General features: G+C 66.2%; 15 protein-coding genes and 6 pseudogenes. 14 read left to right on the top strand and 7 right to left on the bottom strand.

The features are described from left to right. Positions 1-350 precede the first annotated feature (350 nt). The 4 genes and pseudogenes from WKC72_RS20315 to WKC72_RS20300 all read right to left on the bottom strand — a co-directional run. On the bottom strand, positions 351-794 hold the full coding sequence (locus tag WKC72_RS20315; protein ID WP_370178674.1) for a DUF1801 domain-containing protein: 444 nt from the start codon (positions 792-794) through the stop codon (positions 351-353). A 903-nt stretch (positions 795-1,697) separates the two neighbouring features. Then, on the bottom strand, positions 1,698-3,179 hold the full coding sequence (locus tag WKC72_RS20310) for a CHASE3 domain-containing protein (protein WP_370178672.1): 1,482 nt from the start codon (positions 3,177-3,179) through the stop codon (positions 1,698-1,700). Positions 3,180-3,321: 142 nt separating this feature from the next. Continuing rightward, positions 3,322-3,597, bottom strand: a pseudogene (locus WKC72_RS20305) (transposase); the annotation flags it as partial. Positions 3,598-3,642: 45 nt separating this feature from the next. Further along, a pseudogene (locus WKC72_RS20300) lies at positions 3,643-4,200 on the bottom strand (hypothetical protein); the annotation flags it as partial. Positions 4,201-6,215: 2,015 nt separating this feature from the next. Between WKC72_RS20300 and WKC72_RS20295 the strand changes: the two are divergent. The 8 genes and pseudogenes from WKC72_RS20295 to WKC72_RS20260 form a co-directional block, all read left to right on the top strand. Next, on the top strand, positions 6,216-6,602 hold the full coding sequence (locus WKC72_RS20295) for a hypothetical protein (RefSeq protein WP_037240207.1): 387 nt from the start codon (positions 6,216-6,218) through the stop codon (positions 6,600-6,602). A gap of 444 nt (positions 6,603-7,046) precedes the next feature. Continuing rightward, complete coding sequence (locus tag WKC72_RS20290; protein ID WP_370178669.1) at positions 7,047-7,763, top strand: hypothetical protein; 717 nt, start codon at positions 7,047-7,049, stop codon at positions 7,761-7,763. A 5-nt stretch (positions 7,764-7,768) separates the two neighbouring features. Next, positions 7,769-9,079, top strand: a complete 1,311-nt coding sequence (locus tag WKC72_RS20285) for an SRPBCC family protein (protein WP_370178667.1) — start codon at positions 7,769-7,771, stop codon at positions 9,077-9,079. After that, positions 9,076-9,444: a gas vesicle protein GvpJ gene (gene gvpJ / locus WKC72_RS20280; protein ID WP_370178665.1), complete on the top strand. Its 369-nt coding sequence runs from the start codon at positions 9,076-9,078 to the stop codon at positions 9,442-9,444. The genes WKC72_RS20285 and gvpJ overlap by 4 nt, the downstream gene beginning before the upstream one ends. Further along, positions 9,444-10,231: pseudogene (locus WKC72_RS20275) on the top strand (GvpL/GvpF family gas vesicle protein). The gene gvpJ and the pseudogene WKC72_RS20275 overlap by 1 nt, the downstream one beginning before the upstream one ends. Before the next feature lie 4 nt (positions 10,232-10,235). Next, positions 10,236-10,487 carry a gas vesicle protein GvpG gene (locus tag WKC72_RS20270; RefSeq protein ID WP_370178663.1) on the top strand — a complete coding sequence of 84 codons (252 nt, stop codon included), beginning with the start codon at positions 10,236-10,238 and terminating at the stop codon, positions 10,485-10,487. 7 nt (positions 10,488-10,494) lie between these two features. Next, positions 10,495-10,785 carry a gas vesicle protein GvpO gene (gene gvpO / locus WKC72_RS20265; RefSeq protein ID WP_370178661.1) on the top strand — a complete coding sequence of 97 codons (291 nt, stop codon included), beginning with the start codon at positions 10,495-10,497 and terminating at the stop codon, positions 10,783-10,785. A 794-nt stretch (positions 10,786-11,579) separates the two neighbouring features. After that, positions 11,580-11,684, top strand: a pseudogene (locus tag WKC72_RS20260) (2-oxo-hepta-3-ene-1,7-dioate hydratase); the annotation flags it as partial. Between the two features lie 69 nt (positions 11,685-11,753). Here WKC72_RS20260 and WKC72_RS20255 read toward each other — a convergent pair. Together WKC72_RS20255 and WKC72_RS20250 are read right to left on the bottom strand one after the other, a co-directional pair. Next, entirely contained in the window at positions 11,754-12,266 is a 513-nt protein-coding gene (locus tag WKC72_RS20255; protein WP_370178659.1) for a hypothetical protein, read from the bottom strand. A 314-nt stretch (positions 12,267-12,580) separates the two neighbouring features. Then, a pseudogene (locus WKC72_RS20250) lies at positions 12,581-12,739 on the bottom strand (GlsB/YeaQ/YmgE family stress response membrane protein); the annotation flags it as partial. A gap of 394 nt (positions 12,740-13,133) precedes the next feature. On the opposite strand from WKC72_RS20250, the gene WKC72_RS20245 reads away from it, so the two are divergent. The 5 genes from WKC72_RS20245 to WKC72_RS20225 all read left to right on the top strand — a co-directional run bounded on the left by WKC72_RS20245 (position 13,134) and on the right by WKC72_RS20225 (position 16,542). Beyond that, the gene (locus tag WKC72_RS20245) at positions 13,134-13,463 is read left to right on the top strand and encodes a PadR family transcriptional regulator (RefSeq protein WP_037240175.1); all 330 of its coding nucleotides are present in this window, start codon (positions 13,134-13,136) and stop codon (positions 13,461-13,463) included. Positions 13,464-13,465: 2 nt separating this feature from the next. Then, positions 13,466-13,828: a DUF1048 domain-containing protein gene (locus WKC72_RS20240; RefSeq protein ID WP_200887677.1), complete on the top strand. Its 363-nt coding sequence runs from the start codon at positions 13,466-13,468 to the stop codon at positions 13,826-13,828. Further along, positions 13,825-14,637, top strand: a complete 813-nt coding sequence (locus WKC72_RS20235) for an ABC transporter ATP-binding protein (protein WP_370178655.1) — start codon at positions 13,825-13,827, stop codon at positions 14,635-14,637. The genes WKC72_RS20240 and WKC72_RS20235 overlap by 4 nt, the downstream gene beginning before the upstream one ends. Beyond that, a complete protein-coding gene (locus WKC72_RS20230) occupies positions 14,637-15,401 on the top strand; it encodes an ABC transporter permease (protein ID WP_112298861.1) in 765 nt (254 codons plus the stop codon). Before WKC72_RS20235 ends, WKC72_RS20230 begins: the two co-directional genes overlap by 1 nt. Before the next feature lie 766 nt (positions 15,402-16,167). Continuing rightward, positions 16,168-16,542 (top strand): hypothetical protein, encoded by a 375-nt coding sequence (locus tag WKC72_RS20225; RefSeq protein WP_112298436.1) that lies wholly within the window; start codon positions 16,168-16,170, stop codon positions 16,540-16,542. Between the two features lie 142 nt (positions 16,543-16,684). On the opposite strand, the gene WKC72_RS20220 is transcribed toward WKC72_RS20225, so the two are convergent. Next, a complete protein-coding gene (locus WKC72_RS20220) occupies positions 16,685-17,467 on the bottom strand; it encodes a hypothetical protein (protein WP_112298437.1) in 783 nt (260 codons plus the stop codon). A 422-nt stretch (positions 17,468-17,889) separates the two neighbouring features. Here WKC72_RS20220 and WKC72_RS20215 point away from each other — a divergent pair. Then, a pseudogene (locus WKC72_RS20215) lies at positions 17,890-18,897 on the top strand (alpha/beta fold hydrolase); the annotation flags it as partial. Between the last annotated feature and the right edge of the window lie 145 nt (positions 18,898-19,042).

The raw sequence follows: 19,042 nt of genomic DNA, 5'->3' as shown, positions 1-19,042 counted from the left end.
TGCCGGGCCCACGTGCCAGGCGTCGTGCCCTGCCCCGACAACACAGCGTCCGGGGCCGGCAATTACGGCACGTACGGGGAGGAAACGGTTCAAAGGGGTGGACACAGCAGTAGCGCAATGGGCGGGACGCCGCGGACGACGTCTGACCGTCGCAGAAACCAGCAGATACGTCCAAACACACCTCGATCTGAGCGTGGACATGCAGTCGTCATCACCGGGGAGTGCCCCGAGCTCCGACGACTCTCCGGTGGCAGCTGGCCGATGCTTGCCTCCCATGCGGGGGCGGCAGGTGGAGGTCGTGGTGCGCACCACGACCGGGCGACGACTCGGGATGCTCTCCGACGGGTGCTCTACATCTTCTCGCCGGGCAGGTTGCTTGCCTGCTCGATCCAGGAACGGAGCTGGCCCTCGTCGAGATCGTCGTCTTCGCGGATGTCGACGTAGCGCACCTCGTCGTGCTTGGACGCCTTGGGCGGAACAGGGTCCAGCGAGCTCCCTCGGAAGAACTGAACTTGGACGTACTTCGTGTAGCAGCGGAAGCTGAGGAACCAGCCCTCGCCGTCGTGCCCGTAAAACGGCTGGTTCCACTTCACGGCCTTGTGCACATCGGGGACGGTCCGCACGATCAGGCGATCGAGCCGCTCGCCCAGCGAGCGCTTCCACTCAGGCATCGCGGCGATATAGGCCTGCACCGGTCCGTCACCCTCCCCCTTCGGGATCTGTGGGTTTCCACCGGAGAGCAGCTTCGGTTCGGAGCCAGCGTTCTTGTCCGCGTTGTTCCTACTGGTCGGCATCGATCCTCCATCGTCTGTGCTCGTCAAACGGCCGAGGTGGCGGTCTACGCGTCGAGCTGTGAGCGCCGCCCCCGGCGCCCGGCACCACGAAGGAGCCACCTACTCGAAGCCGGCGGGCGAATGAGACACATTTCGTCGCCGTCCACCACTCGCGGAGACCGCAGCAGCGCCCACAAAAAAACCCGCCGCGACCCCGCAACCACAACTTACCTACGGTAACTCGCGGAACCGGAGCACCGCGCTCGCGGTATTCACCAATGCGCTGAGAGGGGCGGATGGCACCCCGCACCACTCGCACTGAAGATCACGATCATCCGCCGCCGGGTCGGAGCGATTTGTCGACACGTAACCCGGCGGGAACCCGTGCGAAGGTCAACCAACCTGGGGACGGTATCGGCGGTCTCGAGGTGGAGCACATCTGTTCAGCGATCCAACGTCGGATCGCGTCGTGGGAGGTCATGCCGATCACCATCTAGGGGGTACCCGCCGGGGTCGGCGCCCACTCATCCGCCTGCCGGGATTGCGTCCGAACGATGGGTCTTGCGAGGAAGCAGTTTCCACCCGTACTGGAGTCGCAGAACAGTACCTCCGGACGATCACGGGCCGTGGTCGCCTCCCCACCGACACCAAGCACATCCGAGTTGTACTGCGCTGTCCCGCTCGCCGTTGATGAATCAGGCTCGGCGACGCGGACTTCGGGCGTGATTGCCCCACTGCGATCAACCACGCGATGCTCCCGGCCTCGAAAGCGAGGACGGTGCCGTCGAAGCGACGGAAGCACCGATTGTCACCGGTCGGGATGACGGCTCGACCGCCCGGGTCGGCGAAGATCACCGACCGCACCGCCGGAAAATGTGCCCTCAACTGGCCAGTGAACCGGCCGTTCGGCTCGCGGTGGCTAAGTCACACATCACCGGGCGGCGGCCGATCAGTCACTTGTGGAGACGCCTCCGGTGCGGGTATCGCCCACTCGACCGCTGTCCCCGGCCCCAGGTCGCGAAAGACCGCGTGACCGCCGAGCCGCTCGGCGCGGCGCCGAATGTTCGTCAGTCCGTCTCCATGCGCGGCTCCCGCCGCGATTCCGGTGCCGTTGTCGCTCACGGTCAACACGAGGCCGTCGGCGGCGGCGGTGACCCGGACACTGCACACGCTCGCCTGTGCGTGGCGGGCGACGTTGCTCAGGGCCTCGCGCAGGGCAGCCTGCAGTTCCGGCCCGGCCTCGCTGCCCGAATACCGGTCGACCGGCCCCTCCACACAGACATCCGGAGTGAAACCGAGCGCGGCGGCACTGTTGTCGACGATCTCGCTCACCGCGGCACTCAGGCTGCCCGCCTCCCCGGACCGCGCGGCCCCGGTGGACCCGGTGAGATCGAATATGACGGCCCGCAATCCACGCACGATGCTGTCGGTCTCGTCGATCAGCGGGTCCAGATCCGCCGACAAGCGTGGATGCCGGACGCCCAGCGAGGTCAGCGCCAGACCCAGACCGAACACACGCTGGAGGGTCATATCGTGGAGATCCGCCGCCATCCGGCCCTGTTCGTCATCACGTGCGCGGGCCCGCTCCGCCGCCATGAGTTGTTCGTTCTTCGCCAGCAGGCTGGTCCGCATCGTGTCGACCGCCCCGGCGATGATCGCCACCTCCCGGGGCCCGTCGGTGTCGATCTCCCGCCCGTAGTCGCCGCCGGCCACCGCGCCGATGTCGGCGAGAAGACGATCGATCGGCCGTGTCAGCAGCCGCCGCGTCAGATACACCGCGGTCACGGCCGTGACCACGGCGAGAACGAAGGCGACGACGGTCGCGATGTTCGCCAGCGCCTGCGCCGAGTGGACTCGCTCGACCTGCTCGGTGACCAGGACGTCGGTACGGGCACTCAATTCCGCGAGCCGTGTGCGCAGGTCGTCGAACAACTCCTTACCCGTCGCGGTCGTCGACTGGATCCGATCCGGTTCGCTCGCGTTGTCGCGGCGCGCAGAGATCTGCGGCTCCGCCGCCCGCGTCCGCCACATCTCGGCCGCCTCGGCGGTCCTCTGCAGCGCTGCCTGCGCGGCCGCATCCTCGGCGAGCAGCGTGTCCAGGCGAGTGTGCAGTGCGGCCGCGTCACGCCGGCCCGCGTCATAGGGTTCGAGGAATTGCGGATCGCCGGTAAGGGTGTACCCGCGTTGTCCCGTTTCCTGGTTCACATACGACGTGGTCAGCTCGGCCACCGCCCGCTGCGCGGGCCGCAGCTGCTCGGACAGGTCGTCGACAGATGCTCGTACCGCCAATCTCCCGTACACCGAAAAGGCTGTGGACACCGCGAACAGCGTCACCAGAATGCCGATAGCCAGCCACAGCAGCGTCCGCAACGAGACCCGCGCGGTATTCGCGCTCGAATCCGTCATCGCAAACCTCTCGGACTCGCAGAACCAGCCGAACGGCACCGGTATGCGCCGACACACATAAACTCCACAACCGAGTCCACCCTAGGCCCACACCCCGCCGGCAAGATCAGAATGGGCAACCAGCTGGTCCCGAGCGAGTCGGTCAAGTCCCGCGAGGTGGTGTACGTCGTCGTGCGATTCCTCGCCTGATGGTTATGCGGTCAGAGCCGCCTGTGTCACCGCCTGAAGTAGGTTCGGTATCGATGTCGTCGCGGTGAGCTCCGCGGGAGCGGGCCAGTCCGTCGAGGCAGCGGCGAGCGTCGATCCATTCGTCGTGTTGGTCGGCGAGGACGGTCCGTACGAGCCGAATGAGGGCGGTGCGCGGGAAGATCCCGACGACATCGGTCCACCGCCGGATTTCGTTGGTGAGTCTCTCCCTTGACCGGCCTTCGCGGGGGGTCAATCGCAGATTGGTGATCTGGAGTCAGCGGTTGAGTCGGTGGAGGTGGTCGGTCAGGGCGTCTGCCACGCGGGGGTGGCGAGCAGCTTCGTCGGACCAGCCGCGGTCGCAGGCTTCGGCTTCGGCTTCGGCTTCGGCTTCGGCTTCGGCTTCGGCTTCGGCTTCGGCTTCGGCTTCGGCTTCGGCTTCGGCTTCGGCTTCGGCTTCGAGTGCCTGGATATCGGAGCGGTGCGCCTCGAGCGCGTCACGGAAGTCGAGTTCGGTGACGAAGTTGTCGCAGGTCTCGCAGATGTTGGCGTAGCGGCAGGCTCCTGCCGCTTCGTGTCGGGAGCAGTAGCCATGGGCGACGCGCGTTTTGAGCATCTCGCTGCCTAGCCAGCTGACGGTGTCCGGAACGACCGGCTAGCCGACCGGGGTGGGGGTGAACCGGCGGCGCACCTTGCCCATCGCCTGGTCGTAGGCTTCGCGCAACGTCGGCGATGCGAGGGTGGCGTTGCGGAGGGTCATCTGTGGAGTGACGTGCCCGCGCAACGCCATCAACGCCTGCAGGCTCATACCGGCACGTCGTAACCGACACCGCCATCAGGAGCCGCAGTCAACGCCCAAGATCATGGCATCTCTCGCCGTTGGACGTCGCCTGCCCAGCTACGCCCGCATCGTTACACACCTCACAACTCACAACAACGGCACGTAACCCATTGGCGCAGCGCATTTTCGGATTCCGTGGAAGCCAGCTGAGCATCAGCGACGAGCTCCATCAGACGGGCGATGATTCTCGTCAGACCGACAACCATCCCGGTGCCTCGCACACCTGCACGCACACCCGGGACCGACGACCAACCACCTCGGCGGGCGGCACCCCGACGCTCGTCTCCCGGCGTCACCGGCGGCAGGTCAGCGAGCAGACCGTCTGTCGGGTCGACGGTCGTCGGCGTACATGGCTTCGATTCTCGCCTTGATCTCGGCGGTGCTCATCACATCGCGCCGCCTCCGGGTGCTGGGAGTGGACACGAAAGTCGTCGGGATCGAGGGTGTCGCCATGGGAATTCTGCCTTCATGTGGGTGTGGGGCGGCCGCGGCCGCGTCAGTCTTGTCATCACGCACATATGTGATCTGATTCACAGGCGGAAGCGTTACATTACGTCGTTCCTTGCTTCATCGGCGCCCGCCATCCCATCGGCCCTACGGTCGAGCCGGTACCCATGCGGGTATGGATTCCGGCATCGGCGGCCGCGCGGTTCCGGAGGCTCGCCCGGCCGGGCATCTGCTGGCCCTGGTCACCGACCACGACGTCGACGCGTTGTCGATGGATCTGTGTCTGCTGATGCAACCACCGGACATGGACCCTCTCCGGGCCCCCTCTACAGCGGTGTGGGATCTGGGTAGTCCCCGCCCTGACCGACATGGTCATCGCCAAGTCGTCCGCGAGCTGAGACCACCGCCAGTCGCGCCCTCGGCCTCATGGACGTCCAGGGGCGCGAGTTCGCTCCGAACCTGAACATCACGTCGGACATTAACTATGAGATTGTGAATCCTGGGAAGTCCGCGTCGGGTTCCGTTATGTGCGCGGATGCTCGACTGTCCATCGAACGAGGCCGGTAGCCACCCGAGCGGTGATCTGGTGGAGAACGGCGTCCACGGGCCCGGTGGGCGTGGCCGAGCTACGTGAGAGCGCCGGAAACCTCGACGCGTTGGCGCACCGAAAGGTTCCCACCGTTCGCGCATTCGTCAACAGTCTGTCCTCGAGTGCCACGACGACCCGGTCACGCTCGTCTGCTCCACGACGTCACCGAACTGCCGTGGGATGGTGCTCCCACAACGGATTTCGGTTGACGCGTCGCGACGTCCCGTTCCGTAGGACTTCCGCGCGGGGACGCACCTGTCGGGTTCGGGAACCCTCCAGTGAGCTGCAGAAGCCCAACAGTGTGTCAGCGAGGGAGGCACCCCGCTGCGAGAGCCCGTCGCACCGGGCACCGCTGGTAGCCAGGTGGTCGAATAGAGACGGCGAGGCCGCTGCGCAATTCCGGCGTTGAATCCGGTTTCCGAGGTCGACCCGGGGGTACTTGCGAACTATGGGTGCACGAGCGAGAACGGACGGCCGGACACCGGTCACATCGCACAGTGGCGGCGCAGTCGGCAACGGCAGGACCACTGACGCCGGAGGCCTGGCCACGACCGCCACAACCAAGCCGAAGGCCCGGGCATCGACCGCGGCGAACAGGTTCGCGGCGACCGCCACCACCGAAGCGGGGCGGCTGCCGCGCAGGCGGCCGGCGCCCGCGACATCGACTGGGGGCACCTCGCGGCACAGCGGCTCGCGGGCGTCTGAACCGAAACCGCGACGAACGCGAACAGGCGCCACCAGCGAAGCAGCCTCGGGCACACCCCGTCGGCGGCGCGCCGACAGCGAGGCACCCTCCGGGCGTGCGCCGGCACGGGCCACCACCGCGAAGCCGACGGCTCGCACACATCCCCGAGGTGAGGGGTCCCGCACATCCGCGCACCCGCGGTCCACCGCACCGAACCGCACACGCCGACCGGAGTCGTCAGCGAAGGACACCGAACGCGGCGGGCCCGCCGACACGACCTGGAGCCGGGTGTTGCGGTCGGTCGAGGCCGCCATCGAATGGCTCAAAGCCCACATTCGCCGGCTTCAGGAGACGGTGCGAGACCGCGGCGCCATGCTGACGGAAAAGATCAAGCAGAAGATCCAGGAGTGGATGAACCCCCTCGTCGACGAGGTCGCGCACGGCGGGGTGGGCATGCAAGCCGGACTCGAGGGTGTTCGGGCCGCCCTGACAGGTAAGAATCCTGTGTGGGCCGCGATCAAAGGGCTGGTCTCCGGATTGAGCACCAAGGCCAAGGTCGCCCTGATTCTCCTACTGGTCCTCGGACTGCTCCTCGGGCCGGTACTGCTCGTAGTCCTATTGCTGGCCCTGCTTGTCATGGCGATCGTCGCGGCGGTGCGGGCCGCTGCACGCTGACCTGATCGACGGGCGGGCAGGGCCGATTCGTGAGCAGGCGGCGCACGACACAACAAGAAAAGAATTCATCGTGGCACTGCCCAACCAATGAACACCAGCGATCCTCCGTCGCTCAACGAACCCTCGTGTATCCGCCGTGCAAGGGATTTCCCTTGCACAGCAACATCTCCGAAAGAATCCTTCCGCACGAGTCGGCTTGGTTCATCCCAGCTGCTCCGGAGAGGCCGGAATCACCGAATTTCTGCACAACGGAAAATGGGTTTCCGTGAAGTCGGCCGGAATCGTGGTGTGCTGGTGATTGAGCGTTGCCGGGTTGGGGTAGTCGACAATGCGCACCCCTACCATGCACACGGTCTTGCGACACATCTCCGAAATCGGTCCTGCGACACATCTCCGAGGTTGGCGAGAGGTGCGTGGTGACTACTCGGCAAAAGGGGTTCAATGATGAACAACAAGACTCAGATGGCGGCCGCGATCGGTGCGGGCTATCTGCTAGGCCGCACCCGCCGGATGAAGCTGGCACTGATGCTCGCCGGGGCCGGTACGACCGGGCGCTTTCGCGGCGGGCCGCGGGAGCTGCTCACACTCGGCACCAAGATGCTCGCGAATTCCCCGGAGGTCGCCAAACTCGGCGACACGGTCCGGGGTGAGCTGCTCGGGGCTGCGAAGGCCGCAGCGGTCACCGCTGCCAGCCAGCGCATCGACTCGCTGAGCAACCGGCTCCAATCGGGCGGCCAGGAGATCACGGGCACCGTCAGCGATGCCGCGGACAACGTCACTGATGTCACCAAGGTGAGCAAATTCGGCCGCAACAAGCGCACTCGTTCGCGGGACGACGACGAGCAGCCCAGTACCGACGAACCGCCAGAGGACAACTCCGCCGGCGAGGAAGACGAGGCCGACGCCTACGAGGAGCAGGACGAAGACGAGGCAGCGGCCGAGGAGCCGGACGAAGACGAGGCCGACGAGGAACCGGCCCCACGTAAGCGGCCCACGCCGCGCCGCCGGGCCGGAGCGACCGGGAGCACCCGGCCCGCGAGCAGGTCGCGGACCGCGAAGTCAGACGAAGACGACGATAACGAAGAGTCTCCTGCCCGCAAACGCAGAACACGGGCCAAGGCCACGACGGACTCTGCGCCCGTCCGACGGGCACGGAGGTGATGGCGATGACGAGCGCCGCGAAGAAACTACAAGAGGCCGTACCGGGTGACGGCAACGGATCGTCCAGCGTGCTGCAGGAGGCAATGCAGAGACTGGTTGGCACGGTCGCCGAGAAGGCACTGTCCTCGGTCTCGGACAAGGTGGCGAACACCTCCGGGCGGCTCACCGACTACGCCGAGAACGGCGGCGAAGGAGGGCTGCTTGCCGCCCTCACCGGTTCCGAGAAATCGGATGACGATGAGTCGCAGGACAAGTCCGACACCGGTGGCGGCTGGTGGGAGGGCGCCAAGCAGATGGTCAAGGACAAGGCGTCCGACCTCAAGGACGCGGTCACCGGCGGTGGTGGTGGCGGTAGCGGCAAGGGCAAGAAGCTGAAATTGACCAACATCGTCGAAACGATCGATGTCGGGGTCCCGGTTCAGCTGGCCTATAACCAATGGACCCAATTCGCCGACTTTCCGTCGTTCATGAAGAAGGTCGAACGGGTCGAGCAGGAATCGGACGAAAAGCTCGAGTGGAAGGCGCAGATCTTCCTGTCGCACCGAACCTGGGAAGCGTCGATCCTCGAGCAGGTTCCCGACGAGCGGATCGTGTGGCGCTCGAAGGGCGCCAAAGGTTTCATCGACGGTGCGGTGACGTTCCATGAGGTGACCCCGGATCTCACTCGCATCGTTCTGATTCTCGAGTATCACCCGAAGGGATTGTTCGAGAAGACGGGAAACCTGTGGCGTGCGCAGGGACGCCGAGCACGGCTGGAATTGAAACACTTTGCACGCCACGTCATGACGCAGACCATCCTCCATCCTGATGAATTGGAGGGCTGGCGCGGAGAAATCCGGGACGGTCAGGTAGTCGAGCCCGAGCAGGACGAAGCGGAACAGGAAGACGAGCAGGACGAAACGCAGCTGGGCGAGGGTGAAGAGGACGAGTACGAGGAGCCTGAGGAAGCCGAGGACGAGGCCGAGGACGAGGAACCCGCCGAAACAGACGAGGACGAGTACGAGGAGCCGGAGGAAACAGACGAGGCCGAGGACGAGGAACCCGAGCCGGAGGAAGACGAGGCTGAAGAGGACGAGGGCGAAGGTGAGGAAGCGGTCGACGAGGAGGCCGAGGAGGACGAGGCGCCGCCGCCGAAACGCCGTGGCCGCCCACGCAAGACCGCGTCCGCGAGTGAACCGCCGGCACCGCCGAAACGCCGTGGCCGACCGCGCAAGACCGCGGCCGCGAGTGAGGACACGGCACCGGCACGCCGTGGCCGCCCCCGCAAGACCGCTGCCACCAAGTCCACCGGGGCGAAGCGAGGAGCCCGCCGATGACCTCCGGCGGGCCCAGCTCGAGCAGCCTCGCCGACGTCATTGACACCATCCTCGACAAGGGCCTGGTCATCGACGCGTACGTGCGGGTCTCGCTGGTCGGGATCGAACTGCTGACCATCGACGCCCGCATCGTCGTCGCCAGTGTCGACACGTATCTGCGGTTCGCGGAGGCGGTGAACCGGCTCGAGATCGGCAGCGAACCCAAGGGCCTGACCGATCTGGTGGGGTCCGTGACCGAAGGTGGTGCCAAGTCGAAGACCAAGGGCGCGCTCGAGGCTGCCGGCGACAAACTCGGTGACCTCCTCGGCGGCGGACAAGAGGAGCCCGAGCGGGTGCAACGTAAATCCAGCAGAGGGGACAGATGATGTCCACGTCCAACCAGGCCACCGATGCCCCCGAGCAGCCGCGTACCACCGGCATCTACGTCTACGGCATCGTGCCCGCGGACGTGCGGACCGAAGACGACGCCGTCGGCGTCGACGACTCCCAGGTGAGCACCATCAGACACGGTGACATCGCGGCACTGGTCAGCGAAATATCGGTGGACCGGCCACTCGGTAAACCCGCGGACCTTCAGGCCCACGCACACCTGCTGGCCGACGCCGCGCAAGTGGCACCGGTACTCCCCTGCGATTCGGGGCCGTCCTCACCGACACCGACGCGGTGAAGGACGAATTGCTCACCGCGCACGCCGACGAGTTCGCCGCCGCCATGGAGCAACTCGAGGGTAAGGCCCAATACGTGGTGAAGGCCCGCTACGCCGAACACGCCATCCTGTGGGAAGTGATCGGCGAGAACGAGCAGGCCAGCGCACTGCGCGACACGATCCGCGACCAGCCGGAGGCCGCCACCCGCGACGCCCGGATGGCCCTCGGCGAGATCGTGGCCAACGCCATCGTCGCGAAGCGAGAGGAAGATACGGCCACGGTGGTCGAGGCACTCGACTCGCTGGCCGACCTGGTCAACGTCCGCGAACCCACCCATGAGGAGGATGCCGCGCAAGTGGCGGTCCTTGTCGAGGTCGCCCACCAAAACGAACTCGAGCAGGCGGTGGGCGCGTTGGCAGAGCGGTGGGAGGGCCGGGTGGAGATGCGGCTGCTCGGACCGCTCGCCGCCTACGACTTCGTGATGGCCCAGACGCCGGAGGGCTGAGGCGATGGGACCGTTGTCGTTCATCGTCACGCTGCCGCTCGCGCCGGTGCGTGGGGTGATCTCGCTGGCCGAGTTGATTCAGCGTCAGGTCGAGGAGGAACTGCACGATCCCGCCAGTGCCCGCCGCGCGCTCGAGGAGCTGGACGACGCCCGCGAGCGGGGTGAGATCTCCGCCGAGGAGGAAGAGCAGGCGCAGCAGGCAATCCTCGACCGGATGACCGGAACGGCACAGCTCGCCACTCCGGAGAAGGAGTGAAGAGGTCATGGCGCATCAGCTGCCACCGCCCCTGCCGGCGCAGGACATCGCCGAGCTCGCGGTGCGGGACATCACGCAGCTGACGGGAAAGAAACCGCTCGGTGCGACATCGGTGATGCCGACCGACGACGGGTGGACCGTGGAAGTGGAAGTTGTCGAGGATCGGCGTATCCCGTCTTCGACGGACATGCTCGCCCTGTACGAGGTGGTGTTGGATCTGGACGGAGAGTTGTTGTCCTACCGCAGAACCCGCCGCTACAGTCGTGGCGCCGGCGACAGCGCTGGCGGTCAGTCATGACCCTCTCCGGCGGCACCTCCGGACGCCTCCCGCAGAGCCTCGCTGGGGGAATGGGGGCGGACATCAGTCGACCAACCTCGGGGAAATCCTCGAACGGGTACTCGAACTCGAGAACCGAAACTCGAGGAGATGATCGCCGCACTCGAGTCCGACCGGTCGATGCGCCTCGAGGCGGAGTCGGGTACGCCGAATCCAGGTGGAAGGCAGGCGCCAAGGCGACAACGCCTGAACATCCCGGACCGCTGGTCCCACTGCTGTCCATAGCCCACAGTCGCGTCGAGACTTGGCCCCGCACAGGCCACTTCCCTCAACTCGACGAACCCGAACTCATCTCCCGCGCGCTCGACCATCTCCTCGGACCGACTCAGATTCCCCCAGTGACCCAGTGACCCGGTAACTCGGTGGCACCGGTGCGGGCACGGCCGGCGCGTGTGGCGGTCATCAGTGGTCCAGCGGCGTTGTAGCTCAACACCGCGGTGACGACACAGCACCCAACTTCGATGGCATGGCCCTCCGACCCTCGGCGGCAGTTCCGGCGGTACCGTGACCCCGCCGGGGGTTCGATCCGGCGGGGTACCAGGCCACCGCGCGGTGTGGGCGCGGCAACACCCTCAACGGCAACCGAGTCGTGGGCCGTTCCGGGTCCGCGCGGGAGCGGGCACCGTCGCCGGCGAGAGGTTGTACCCGCCCTGGTCGGCGGCGGCAAAGTGCCAGCGCGACAGCTTCGGCCGCGTCGGGCGCATCACTGCGTCGAGGCAGACATTTTGGCGGAGCTCGTCGAGCCGGCCCACCACAAGATCGGGCTGACCTCCAAGGCGATGCAGGACGGCACAGGCATCACCGAACCCGACTACGGTGTCATTTTCGACGACTTGGTGCTCAAAAGCGGATGCACCGTCGCACGGCATTGCGGGCTCTAACAACCCGGCGCTGATCGATGCGCACCGGGCCGCCAGCGGGTGAGGAGACTAGTGCGCCTTAGCCGTTCCCTTCCTGCGTGCGGCTTTGTCCGGTCGTGCTTCCGGTGCGGATTCGTCCCGGGACTCCGCCGCCGAGTCGCCGGGCGTCGTGATCCGTGGTTTGCGCCGTCTGCGCGGCTTCGGCTGTCGTTCTTCTTGGACCGCCTGAGACGAACGTCCGTCCTCGTCTTTTCCTTGGTCCGGTGCCTCGTCGACGGTGGAATCCTCGGGGTCCCGCGGGTGGGTGTGCCCGCGACGGCCAATCCTCTTCACCCCGGCGACCAAATGCCCGCCGCCGGCCACGACGTGCGCGCCGCCCGACCGGAGGCGGTCGCGGAACGAATCGACGTGCTCGCTGCTGGCCTCAGCCGTCGCGGCCGCCGTGTCGAGTAGCTCGTCCCGAACCGAATCGCCGAGATCCGCGATCTCCGGAGACGAGGCAAGGAACTCGGATCCCTGTGCGAGCAGATCCTCAGGCCCCTTGGGGGACCGCCCGCCCGCACCAGCGATCTTCACGGCCATCCTCAACTGGTGTGTGCGCCCCAGTAGGTACCCGGCGCCGACCGCTGAGGCAACCTCAACTTTGGTTTTGGCTTTCATTATTTTCATGATCAAACCCACTTGCTGTGTGTCGTCGCCACGCACTGCGTCGGGCGTCGGGAGTATGTAGAACTATGGCGCGTCGGTGCGCGCGAGGCGTATACCGCGACTACCCCGTGTGCCGGGTCCCCAATCGCACACTCCATCGGAAGCCCCTGCGCGGAGGTGGCCACCATCCCCGCGCACACGGCACCCGCCCCGGGCCAGGCGGGGTATCGAGCGCGTGACGCCGACCCTCAGTGGTCTGCGCGACGACCGGCGACCGCCTTGACCACGAAGTAGATCACCGCCCAGAGTAGGCAGGTCAGGAAGCTGAAGATCAGCCCTCCTCCTTCAACATCGACTCCGAGCAGGCTCAGCCGGAACCCACGTACGGCGACGCCGACGACGATGTTTGAGGAGGATCAGCGGGGCGCCGCCTCAACCGCGACATACGAGTATCGGAATCCGACAGCAACGTCTGGATTTCGCGCACTACTCGCAGAATTCGTGAGTTCTGAGCAGATACGTGCGGCAGTTCTCAAAAGCTGCGTGAGAGCAACGAACCCGATGACGGCCCGCTTCTGCCGTATTCCGGCCGCCCCCATTACCCGCCCGATTCGGGCGAGTACTACCTCGACCCCTCTCTCACACTTCGCGCGTACTGGCGCCGAGCCGATCAACGGGATCAGCAGTCCGAAGTCCTCCCTCGTTCTGCGACCCCGATCGCTATTCGGTGTTGCCAACTACCGGTACTCAGTGATACTTTCTACCGGTAGTCAGCAACACAGACTAGATCGAAGGTGAGTGATGGGCAATCAGATGACGGAGATGCTCAAGGGCACGCTCGAGGGCATCGTCCTCGCGATTCTTGCCAAGCAGCCGGCATACGGCTACGAGATCACGGCACTGCTGCGGGAGCGGGGCTTCTCGGATCTCGTCGAAGGCACCGTCTACGCCCTACTCGTCCGCGTCGAGCAGAGGGGCTTCGTGGATGTGGAGAAGGTGCCCTCGGAGAAGGGGCCGCCACGGAAGGTGTTTTCGATCAACGGGCAAGGGCGCGAACAGCTCGACGAGTTCTGGAGGACATGGAGCTTCCTCGCAGAACGTATCGAACAGCTCCACGAAGGAGAGAAGTGATCATGGCCAACTGGATCGAGACCATCACCGGATCGTTCGAGCAGAAGAAACAGTACAAACAGCACAAAGCCCGCATCGATGCCCTTCCCGAGCCGTACGGCACCACCGCGAAAGCGCTGCAGCGGTACTTCATGTACTACGGCGGCCACACGGACGGCGCGACCCTCGTCACGATGATGGGCGACCTCGTCGAACTCTGGGAGCGGGCCGCCGTAGACGGCACGCCGGTACGCGAGATCGTCGGCGAGAACCCGGTCGAGTTCGCCGAGACGTTCGCCCAGGCCTACAGCGGCACGCAGTGGATCGACAAGGAACGCGCCCGCCTGACCAAAGCAATCGAAGACGCGGAACGAGGACAGCAATGACCACGGATGCAACGATCCGGGTGCACGGCCTGGAAAAGTCGTACAACGATCTGCGGGTGCTGCGCGGCGTCGACTTCGACGTGGCGCCGGGCAGCATCTTCGCCCTGCTCGGCTCGAACGGAGCGGGCAAGACCACGGTCGTGAAGATCCTCGCGACCCTGCTCGGGCAGGACGCCGGCACAGCCACGATCAACGGCTTCGACGTCGCCACGCAGCCGCAGAACGTGCGGGAATCGATCAGCCTCATCGGACAGTTCGCAGCCGTCGACGAGATCCTCAGCGGGCGGGAGAATCTCGTGCTGGTCGCCCAGCTGCGGCACCTGAAGAACCCCGGCAAGATCGCCGACGACCTGCTCGCTCGCTTCTCACTGACCGAGGCCGGCGGCCGGAAGGCGTCGACCTATTCGGGGGGAATGCGCCGCCGTCTCGACATCGCGATGAGCCTCATCGGGAACCCGCCGGTCATCTTCCTCGACGAACCGACCACCGGACTCGACCCCCAGGCGCGCATCGAGGTGTGGCAGACGGTGAAGGAACTCGCCGACAACGGCACGACGGTGCTGCTGACCACACAGCACCTGGACGAGGCCGAGCAGCTCGCCGACCGGATCGCGATCCTCCACCAGGGCCGGATCATCGTGAACGGCACCCTCGCCGAGCTCAAGGCCCTGCTGCCGCCCGCGACAGTGGAGTACGTCGAGAAGCAGCCCACCCTCGAGGAGGTCTTCCTCGCGATCATCGGCGACGACAGCGACAGCGTCGGTGCACACACGGTCCGCGACACCCCTACGAACAGCGAGGAGCGATGATGACCACCACGAACTTCTACGGCGACACCACAGTCCTGACGGGGCGTTCGCTGCGCCACATCCTGCGCAGCCCCGACACCATCATCACGACAGCGGTCACCCCGGTCGCACTCATGCTGCTGTTCGTCTACGTGTTCGGCGGCGCGATCGACACCGGGTCGGAGTCTTATCTGAACTTCATGCTGCCCGGCATCCTGCTCATCACGATCGCGTCGGGCATCGCCTACACCTCCTACCGACTCTTCATGGACATGCAGGGCGGGATCTTCGAGCGATTCCAGTCCATGCCGATCGCCCGGTCCAGCGCGCTGTGGGCACACGTGCTGACCTCGCTGGTCGCCAACCTGATCTCCCTCGCGATCGTCATCGGCATCGCCCTCCTCATGGGCTTCCGCACGGGTGCGAGTGTGCTGGCGTGGCTCGCGGTCGCAGGCATCCTGATCCTGTTCACCCTGGCGTTGACGTGGGTCGCTGTGATCGCCGGTCTCTCCGCGAAAACCGTCGACGGTGCCGGCGCGTTCGCCTACCCACTCATCTTCCTACCGTTCATCAGCTCCGCGTTCGTGCCCACCGACACCATGCCCGGCCCGGTGGAGTGGTTCGCTGAAAACCAGCCGGTGACCTCCATCGTCGACACGATCCGCGCCCTGTTCGCACAGCAGCCCGTGGGCAACGACATCTGGATCGCCCTCGCCTGGTGCGTCGGCATCCTCATCGTCGCCTACGCCGCCTCGACGGCCATCTACCGACGCAAGATCAGCTAAGCAGGGGGCGCGCCGGTGATACTGGCCGAAATCGGGCGGCGGTGCCATAACCTCGACAGCGCTCGGCGACACCGGGGAGACAGTGATGGGCAAGTGCCCATGATCGCCCGCCCCACGGTAGGCGAACCTGCACCGACGTCATCCTCCGATCAGGCCCGACCACTGTTACACCGCGTGAAGGTCCACACCCCACACCTCACACGCCACGGCAGCACCGCCGACTACCACCGTTCCAGGACCAGCCGCGCCAATTCGTGAGCGCCGCCAACCGGACTTGAACGTCGTGGCCGCCTTGTTGTCCCACACCGCGGTGAACCCCTTGGTCGCCGACTTCGGCACACCAGCAGCCCACCCCAGGCCCCGCCCACCGCATCCCCATCCGCCTCAGCGACGACGCATACACCCGCGCCCACGCTGCCGCCCGCACCGCCGGCCAGAACCTCGAAACCTCCGGTCCACGAACGCATCACCGACGCCCTCAAACAACCCGAATAGCAGGTTCAAGCGCCGACAGCGAACCATCCGCGACGTGTCGCAAAGATCAGTTCGGATGGTCTTACGATGCGGATCCTGCAGTCCATCGTCCAGGTGGGCGGTATCCGCGAGAGCGACCACCGCCCTCCGCGGAGCCGCCACCCAGGGGTGATTTTCCGCCCCCTTGCGGGTCGCGGATCACCCCCTTCGGGGTGTTATCGAACGCCGGCTTCCGGCGAAAACTAGTGGTCGTCCGAGAACACCAAACCCCCGAACTTCAGGAGCCCACAGAATGTCCTCGATCACCACACGCACCGCAGCCGCAGCAGCCGTCGGCGTCGCCCTCGGATTCGGAGCCGTGCTGGCCCAGAGTGCCACCGCCGCAGCAGCACCCACCGATGGTGCCGCACCGCAGGCCCCATACACCGTCCAGGTTCGCGACCGCATCGGATGCGCCAACGCGTGGCCCATGGTCGCCTGCGATGCCCCCGACGAGGACGTACCCGAGCAGGTCGAACTCTACGAGCCGGGCACCACACTCACCGAGCCGGGCGGCGTCGAGCTCTTCGGCTCCTCCAGCGCTCCGTACCACGCCGCGAACTACCCCCTCGAACCCGACGACGGCGTGATCTCCCACCCCCTCGACCCTGACATGCCCTGGATGTGATCACCCGGGGTGCTCCGGCGCCGAGTCCCGCGCCGGAGCAACCCGGTGACGCGACGCCGAGAGGTTCCGTCGGTACATCGACCCTGCCGTAAACGCCCACAACGATGCGACCGGGGTCGACGTCTTCAGGGGCAGCCGCTCGTTACCGGGAATTCTTCTCGGCGACCGCGGTCGCTGGGTGCACCGCGATCAGGCCGAGGCCCTGGCGTCGCTTGCACAGCCGCGCCAGCTCGCGATACACGGCCTCACCGAGCAACTCGGTGAGCTCCGGCGCATACGACTGCCACACCGCCTCGGCGCCGACGTGCGCGTCCGGCGAGCCGGAGCAGTACCAGTTCAGGTCTGATCCGCCCTCACCCCAGCCGCGGCGGTCGTACTCGGTGATCGTCGTCTTCAGGATCTGCTCGCCGTCGGGTCGCTCCACCCATTCCTGGGTGCGCCGGATAGGCAGCTGCCAGCACACGTCGGGCTTCACCTCGAGCGGCTCGATGCCGCGTTTGAGCGCCATGGAGTGCAGCGCGCACCCGATGCCACCCTCGAATCCGGGACGGTTGAGGAAGATGCACGCGCCCTTGAAGCGGCGGGTTCGCAGCGCCGGCTCGTCGTCGAGCTCGTCCTCCTCGATGTACCCCCTCTTCCCGAGACCCTGCTTCATGAACTGCCAGTCCTCGGGTCTGAGCAGCTTCACGGACTTGTGCAACTTCGCGACGTCCTCCTCGTCGGTGAAGAAGGCGCCGTGCGAGCAGCAGCCGTCGTCGGGTCGGCCCGCGATGATGCCCTGGCAGGCCGGGGTGCCGAACACGCAGGTCCAGTGCGAGAGAAGCCACGTCATGTCCGCGGCGATGAGATGCTCGGAGTCGTCGGGATCGAGGAACTCCACCCATTCCCGAGCGAAGTCGAGCGCAACCTCGGGGCTGGGCGTCATCTTGTGCGACGGACCCGGAATACCTGCTGCCACAACCCCCACGGTAGCCCACCCACATAACAGACAAGGACTGATCAGGTCCCCGTCCGGCAGCAACGACGCCCGACCCGAATCGCGCCGATACACCTGTGACATCACCGCGGTGATCCGCCGACGATCCACCCCAGTCCCGTTGCTGCACAGCGGAAGCGCTGTCGATCGACACGGCCCAGGGCCCGGTGCTCGATGACCGGTGATCGCCTGCGTGTAACGCCGCGGCCTCCACCGCGAATAACCAGCGAACGTTTCTCGCACCTATTTCGGGGCCCGGGAGGAGGCAACGACCTCCTGATGTCGACACCCTCGGGTGGGGCGTGTCGTCACGTGTTTCGACGGTGCGAAGCGAAGAATCGACGTAGAACGCGACAGTCGAGGAGGGTGCGATGAACCCCAGTCGCATGCGCAGGCTCAGGCCGGTGCCCGACGCCGAGCCGCAGATGATGTTCCGCACCATCCACGGGTACCGACGCGCCTTCCGCCTGGCCGGGGACGGCCCCGCACTCCTGCTGTTGCACGGCATCGGCGACAACTCGTCGACATGGACCGAGATCATCCCGCACCTCGCCGAGAATTACACCGTGATCGCACCCGATCTACTCGGCCACGGACGCTCCGACAAACCCCGTGCCGACTATTCCGTCGCCGCCTACGCCAACGGCATGCGCGATCTACTCTCGACCCTGGGAATCGACCAGGCCACCGTGATCGGACATTCGCTCGGCGGCGGCATCGCGATGCAGTTCGCCTACCAGTTCCCCCAGATGGTGGATCGGCTCATCCTGGTTTCCGCCGGCGGTATCACCACCGACGTTCATCCGCTCCTGCGGCTCGCCGCGACGCCGATCGTCAATGAGGCACTGAAATTGCTGCGCCTGCCGGGAGCGGTGCCCGCGGTGCGCTGGGTGGGAACCCTGTTGACTCGACTGCACGGCACTCCCCTGCGCCCCGGTGCGGCGCTGCACGACACACCGGATCTGGTGCGTATCTTGACCGAACTTCCCGACCCCGCCGCGTACGAGGCCTACCTACGCACCCTGCGTGCGGTGGTCGACTGGCGCGGACAGACGGTGACCATGCTCGACCGCTGCTATCTGACGGCAAGTCTCCCCGTTCAACTCATCTGGGGAGATCGGGATACGGTCATCCCCGTCAGCCACGCCCACACCGCGCACGCGGCAATGCCGGGCTCACGCCTGGAGATCTTCCCAGGCGCCGGTCACTTCCCCTTCCGGGACGACCCCATGCGCTTCCTCCACACCGTCGAGAAATTCCTGACCGCCACGCGCCCATCGCCATTCGACGAGGCCAGGTGGCGGCAACGGCTCAACATCGGAACCGTCGAGACAACTCTCACCCCCGACGTCTCGACGCATGCCGAGATCGACGCCGTCGAGACGATCTGCTCGCCCGCGTGGGGCGGAACGATCGCGGAGCTGAGCGGCGCGCTCCCGCCGTCACCGAGTGGGTGCGCCGCAAGCGGCGTCCCACAGTCCTGATCGGGATTCGCCGCGCGCTGTTCCTTGCCGCGTCCGGCCA

The organism is Rhodococcus wratislaviensis, from assembly GCF_041228765.1.
Classification (GTDB): Bacteria; Actinomycetota; Actinomycetes; order Mycobacteriales; family Mycobacteriaceae; genus Rhodococcus_F; species Rhodococcus_F wratislaviensis.
The sequence above is the reverse complement of the archived record's forward strand: the minus strand, read 5'-3'. Positions and strand labels throughout refer to the sequence as shown.

Excerpts from the sequence above, each read along its gene's own strand:
- WKC72_RS20255 (WP_370178659.1), bottom strand. The coding sequence starts at position 12,266 with ATGGCCGTGAAGATCGCTGGTGCGGGCGGGCGGTCCCCCAAGGGGCCT.
- WKC72_RS20220 (WP_112298437.1), bottom strand. The coding sequence starts at position 17,467 with ATGACGCCCAGCCCCGAGGTTGCGCTCGACTTCGCTCGGGAATGGGTG.
- WKC72_RS20235 (WP_370178655.1), top strand. The coding sequence starts at position 13,825 with ATGACCACGGATGCAACGATCCGGGTGCACGGCCTGGAAAAGTCGTAC.
- WKC72_RS20245 (WP_037240175.1), top strand. The coding sequence starts at position 13,134 with ATGGGCAATCAGATGACGGAGATGCTCAAGGGCACGCTCGAGGGCATC.
- WKC72_RS20285 (WP_370178667.1), top strand. The coding sequence starts at position 7,769 with ATGACGAGCGCCGCGAAGAAACTACAAGAGGCCGTACCGGGTGACGGC.
- gvpO (WP_370178661.1), top strand. The coding sequence starts at position 10,495 with ATGGCGCATCAGCTGCCACCGCCCCTGCCGGCGCAGGACATCGCCGAG.
- WKC72_RS20225 (WP_112298436.1), top strand. The coding sequence starts at position 16,168 with ATGTCCTCGATCACCACACGCACCGCAGCCGCAGCAGCCGTCGGCGTC.
- WKC72_RS20240 (WP_200887677.1), top strand. The coding sequence starts at position 13,466 with ATGGCCAACTGGATCGAGACCATCACCGGATCGTTCGAGCAGAAGAAA.
- WKC72_RS20270 (WP_370178663.1), top strand. The coding sequence starts at position 10,236 with ATGGGACCGTTGTCGTTCATCGTCACGCTGCCGCTCGCGCCGGTGCGT.
- WKC72_RS20230 (WP_112298861.1), top strand. The coding sequence starts at position 14,637 with ATGACCACCACGAACTTCTACGGCGACACCACAGTCCTGACGGGGCGT.
- WKC72_RS20315 (WP_370178674.1), bottom strand. The coding sequence starts at position 794 with ATGCCGACCAGTAGGAACAACGCGGACAAGAACGCTGGCTCCGAACCG.
- WKC72_RS20310 (WP_370178672.1), bottom strand. The coding sequence starts at position 3,179 with ATGACGGATTCGAGCGCGAATACCGCGCGGGTCTCGTTGCGGACGCTG.
- WKC72_RS20290 (WP_370178669.1), top strand. The coding sequence starts at position 7,047 with ATGAACAACAAGACTCAGATGGCGGCCGCGATCGGTGCGGGCTATCTG.
- gvpJ (WP_370178665.1), top strand. The coding sequence starts at position 9,076 with ATGACCTCCGGCGGGCCCAGCTCGAGCAGCCTCGCCGACGTCATTGAC.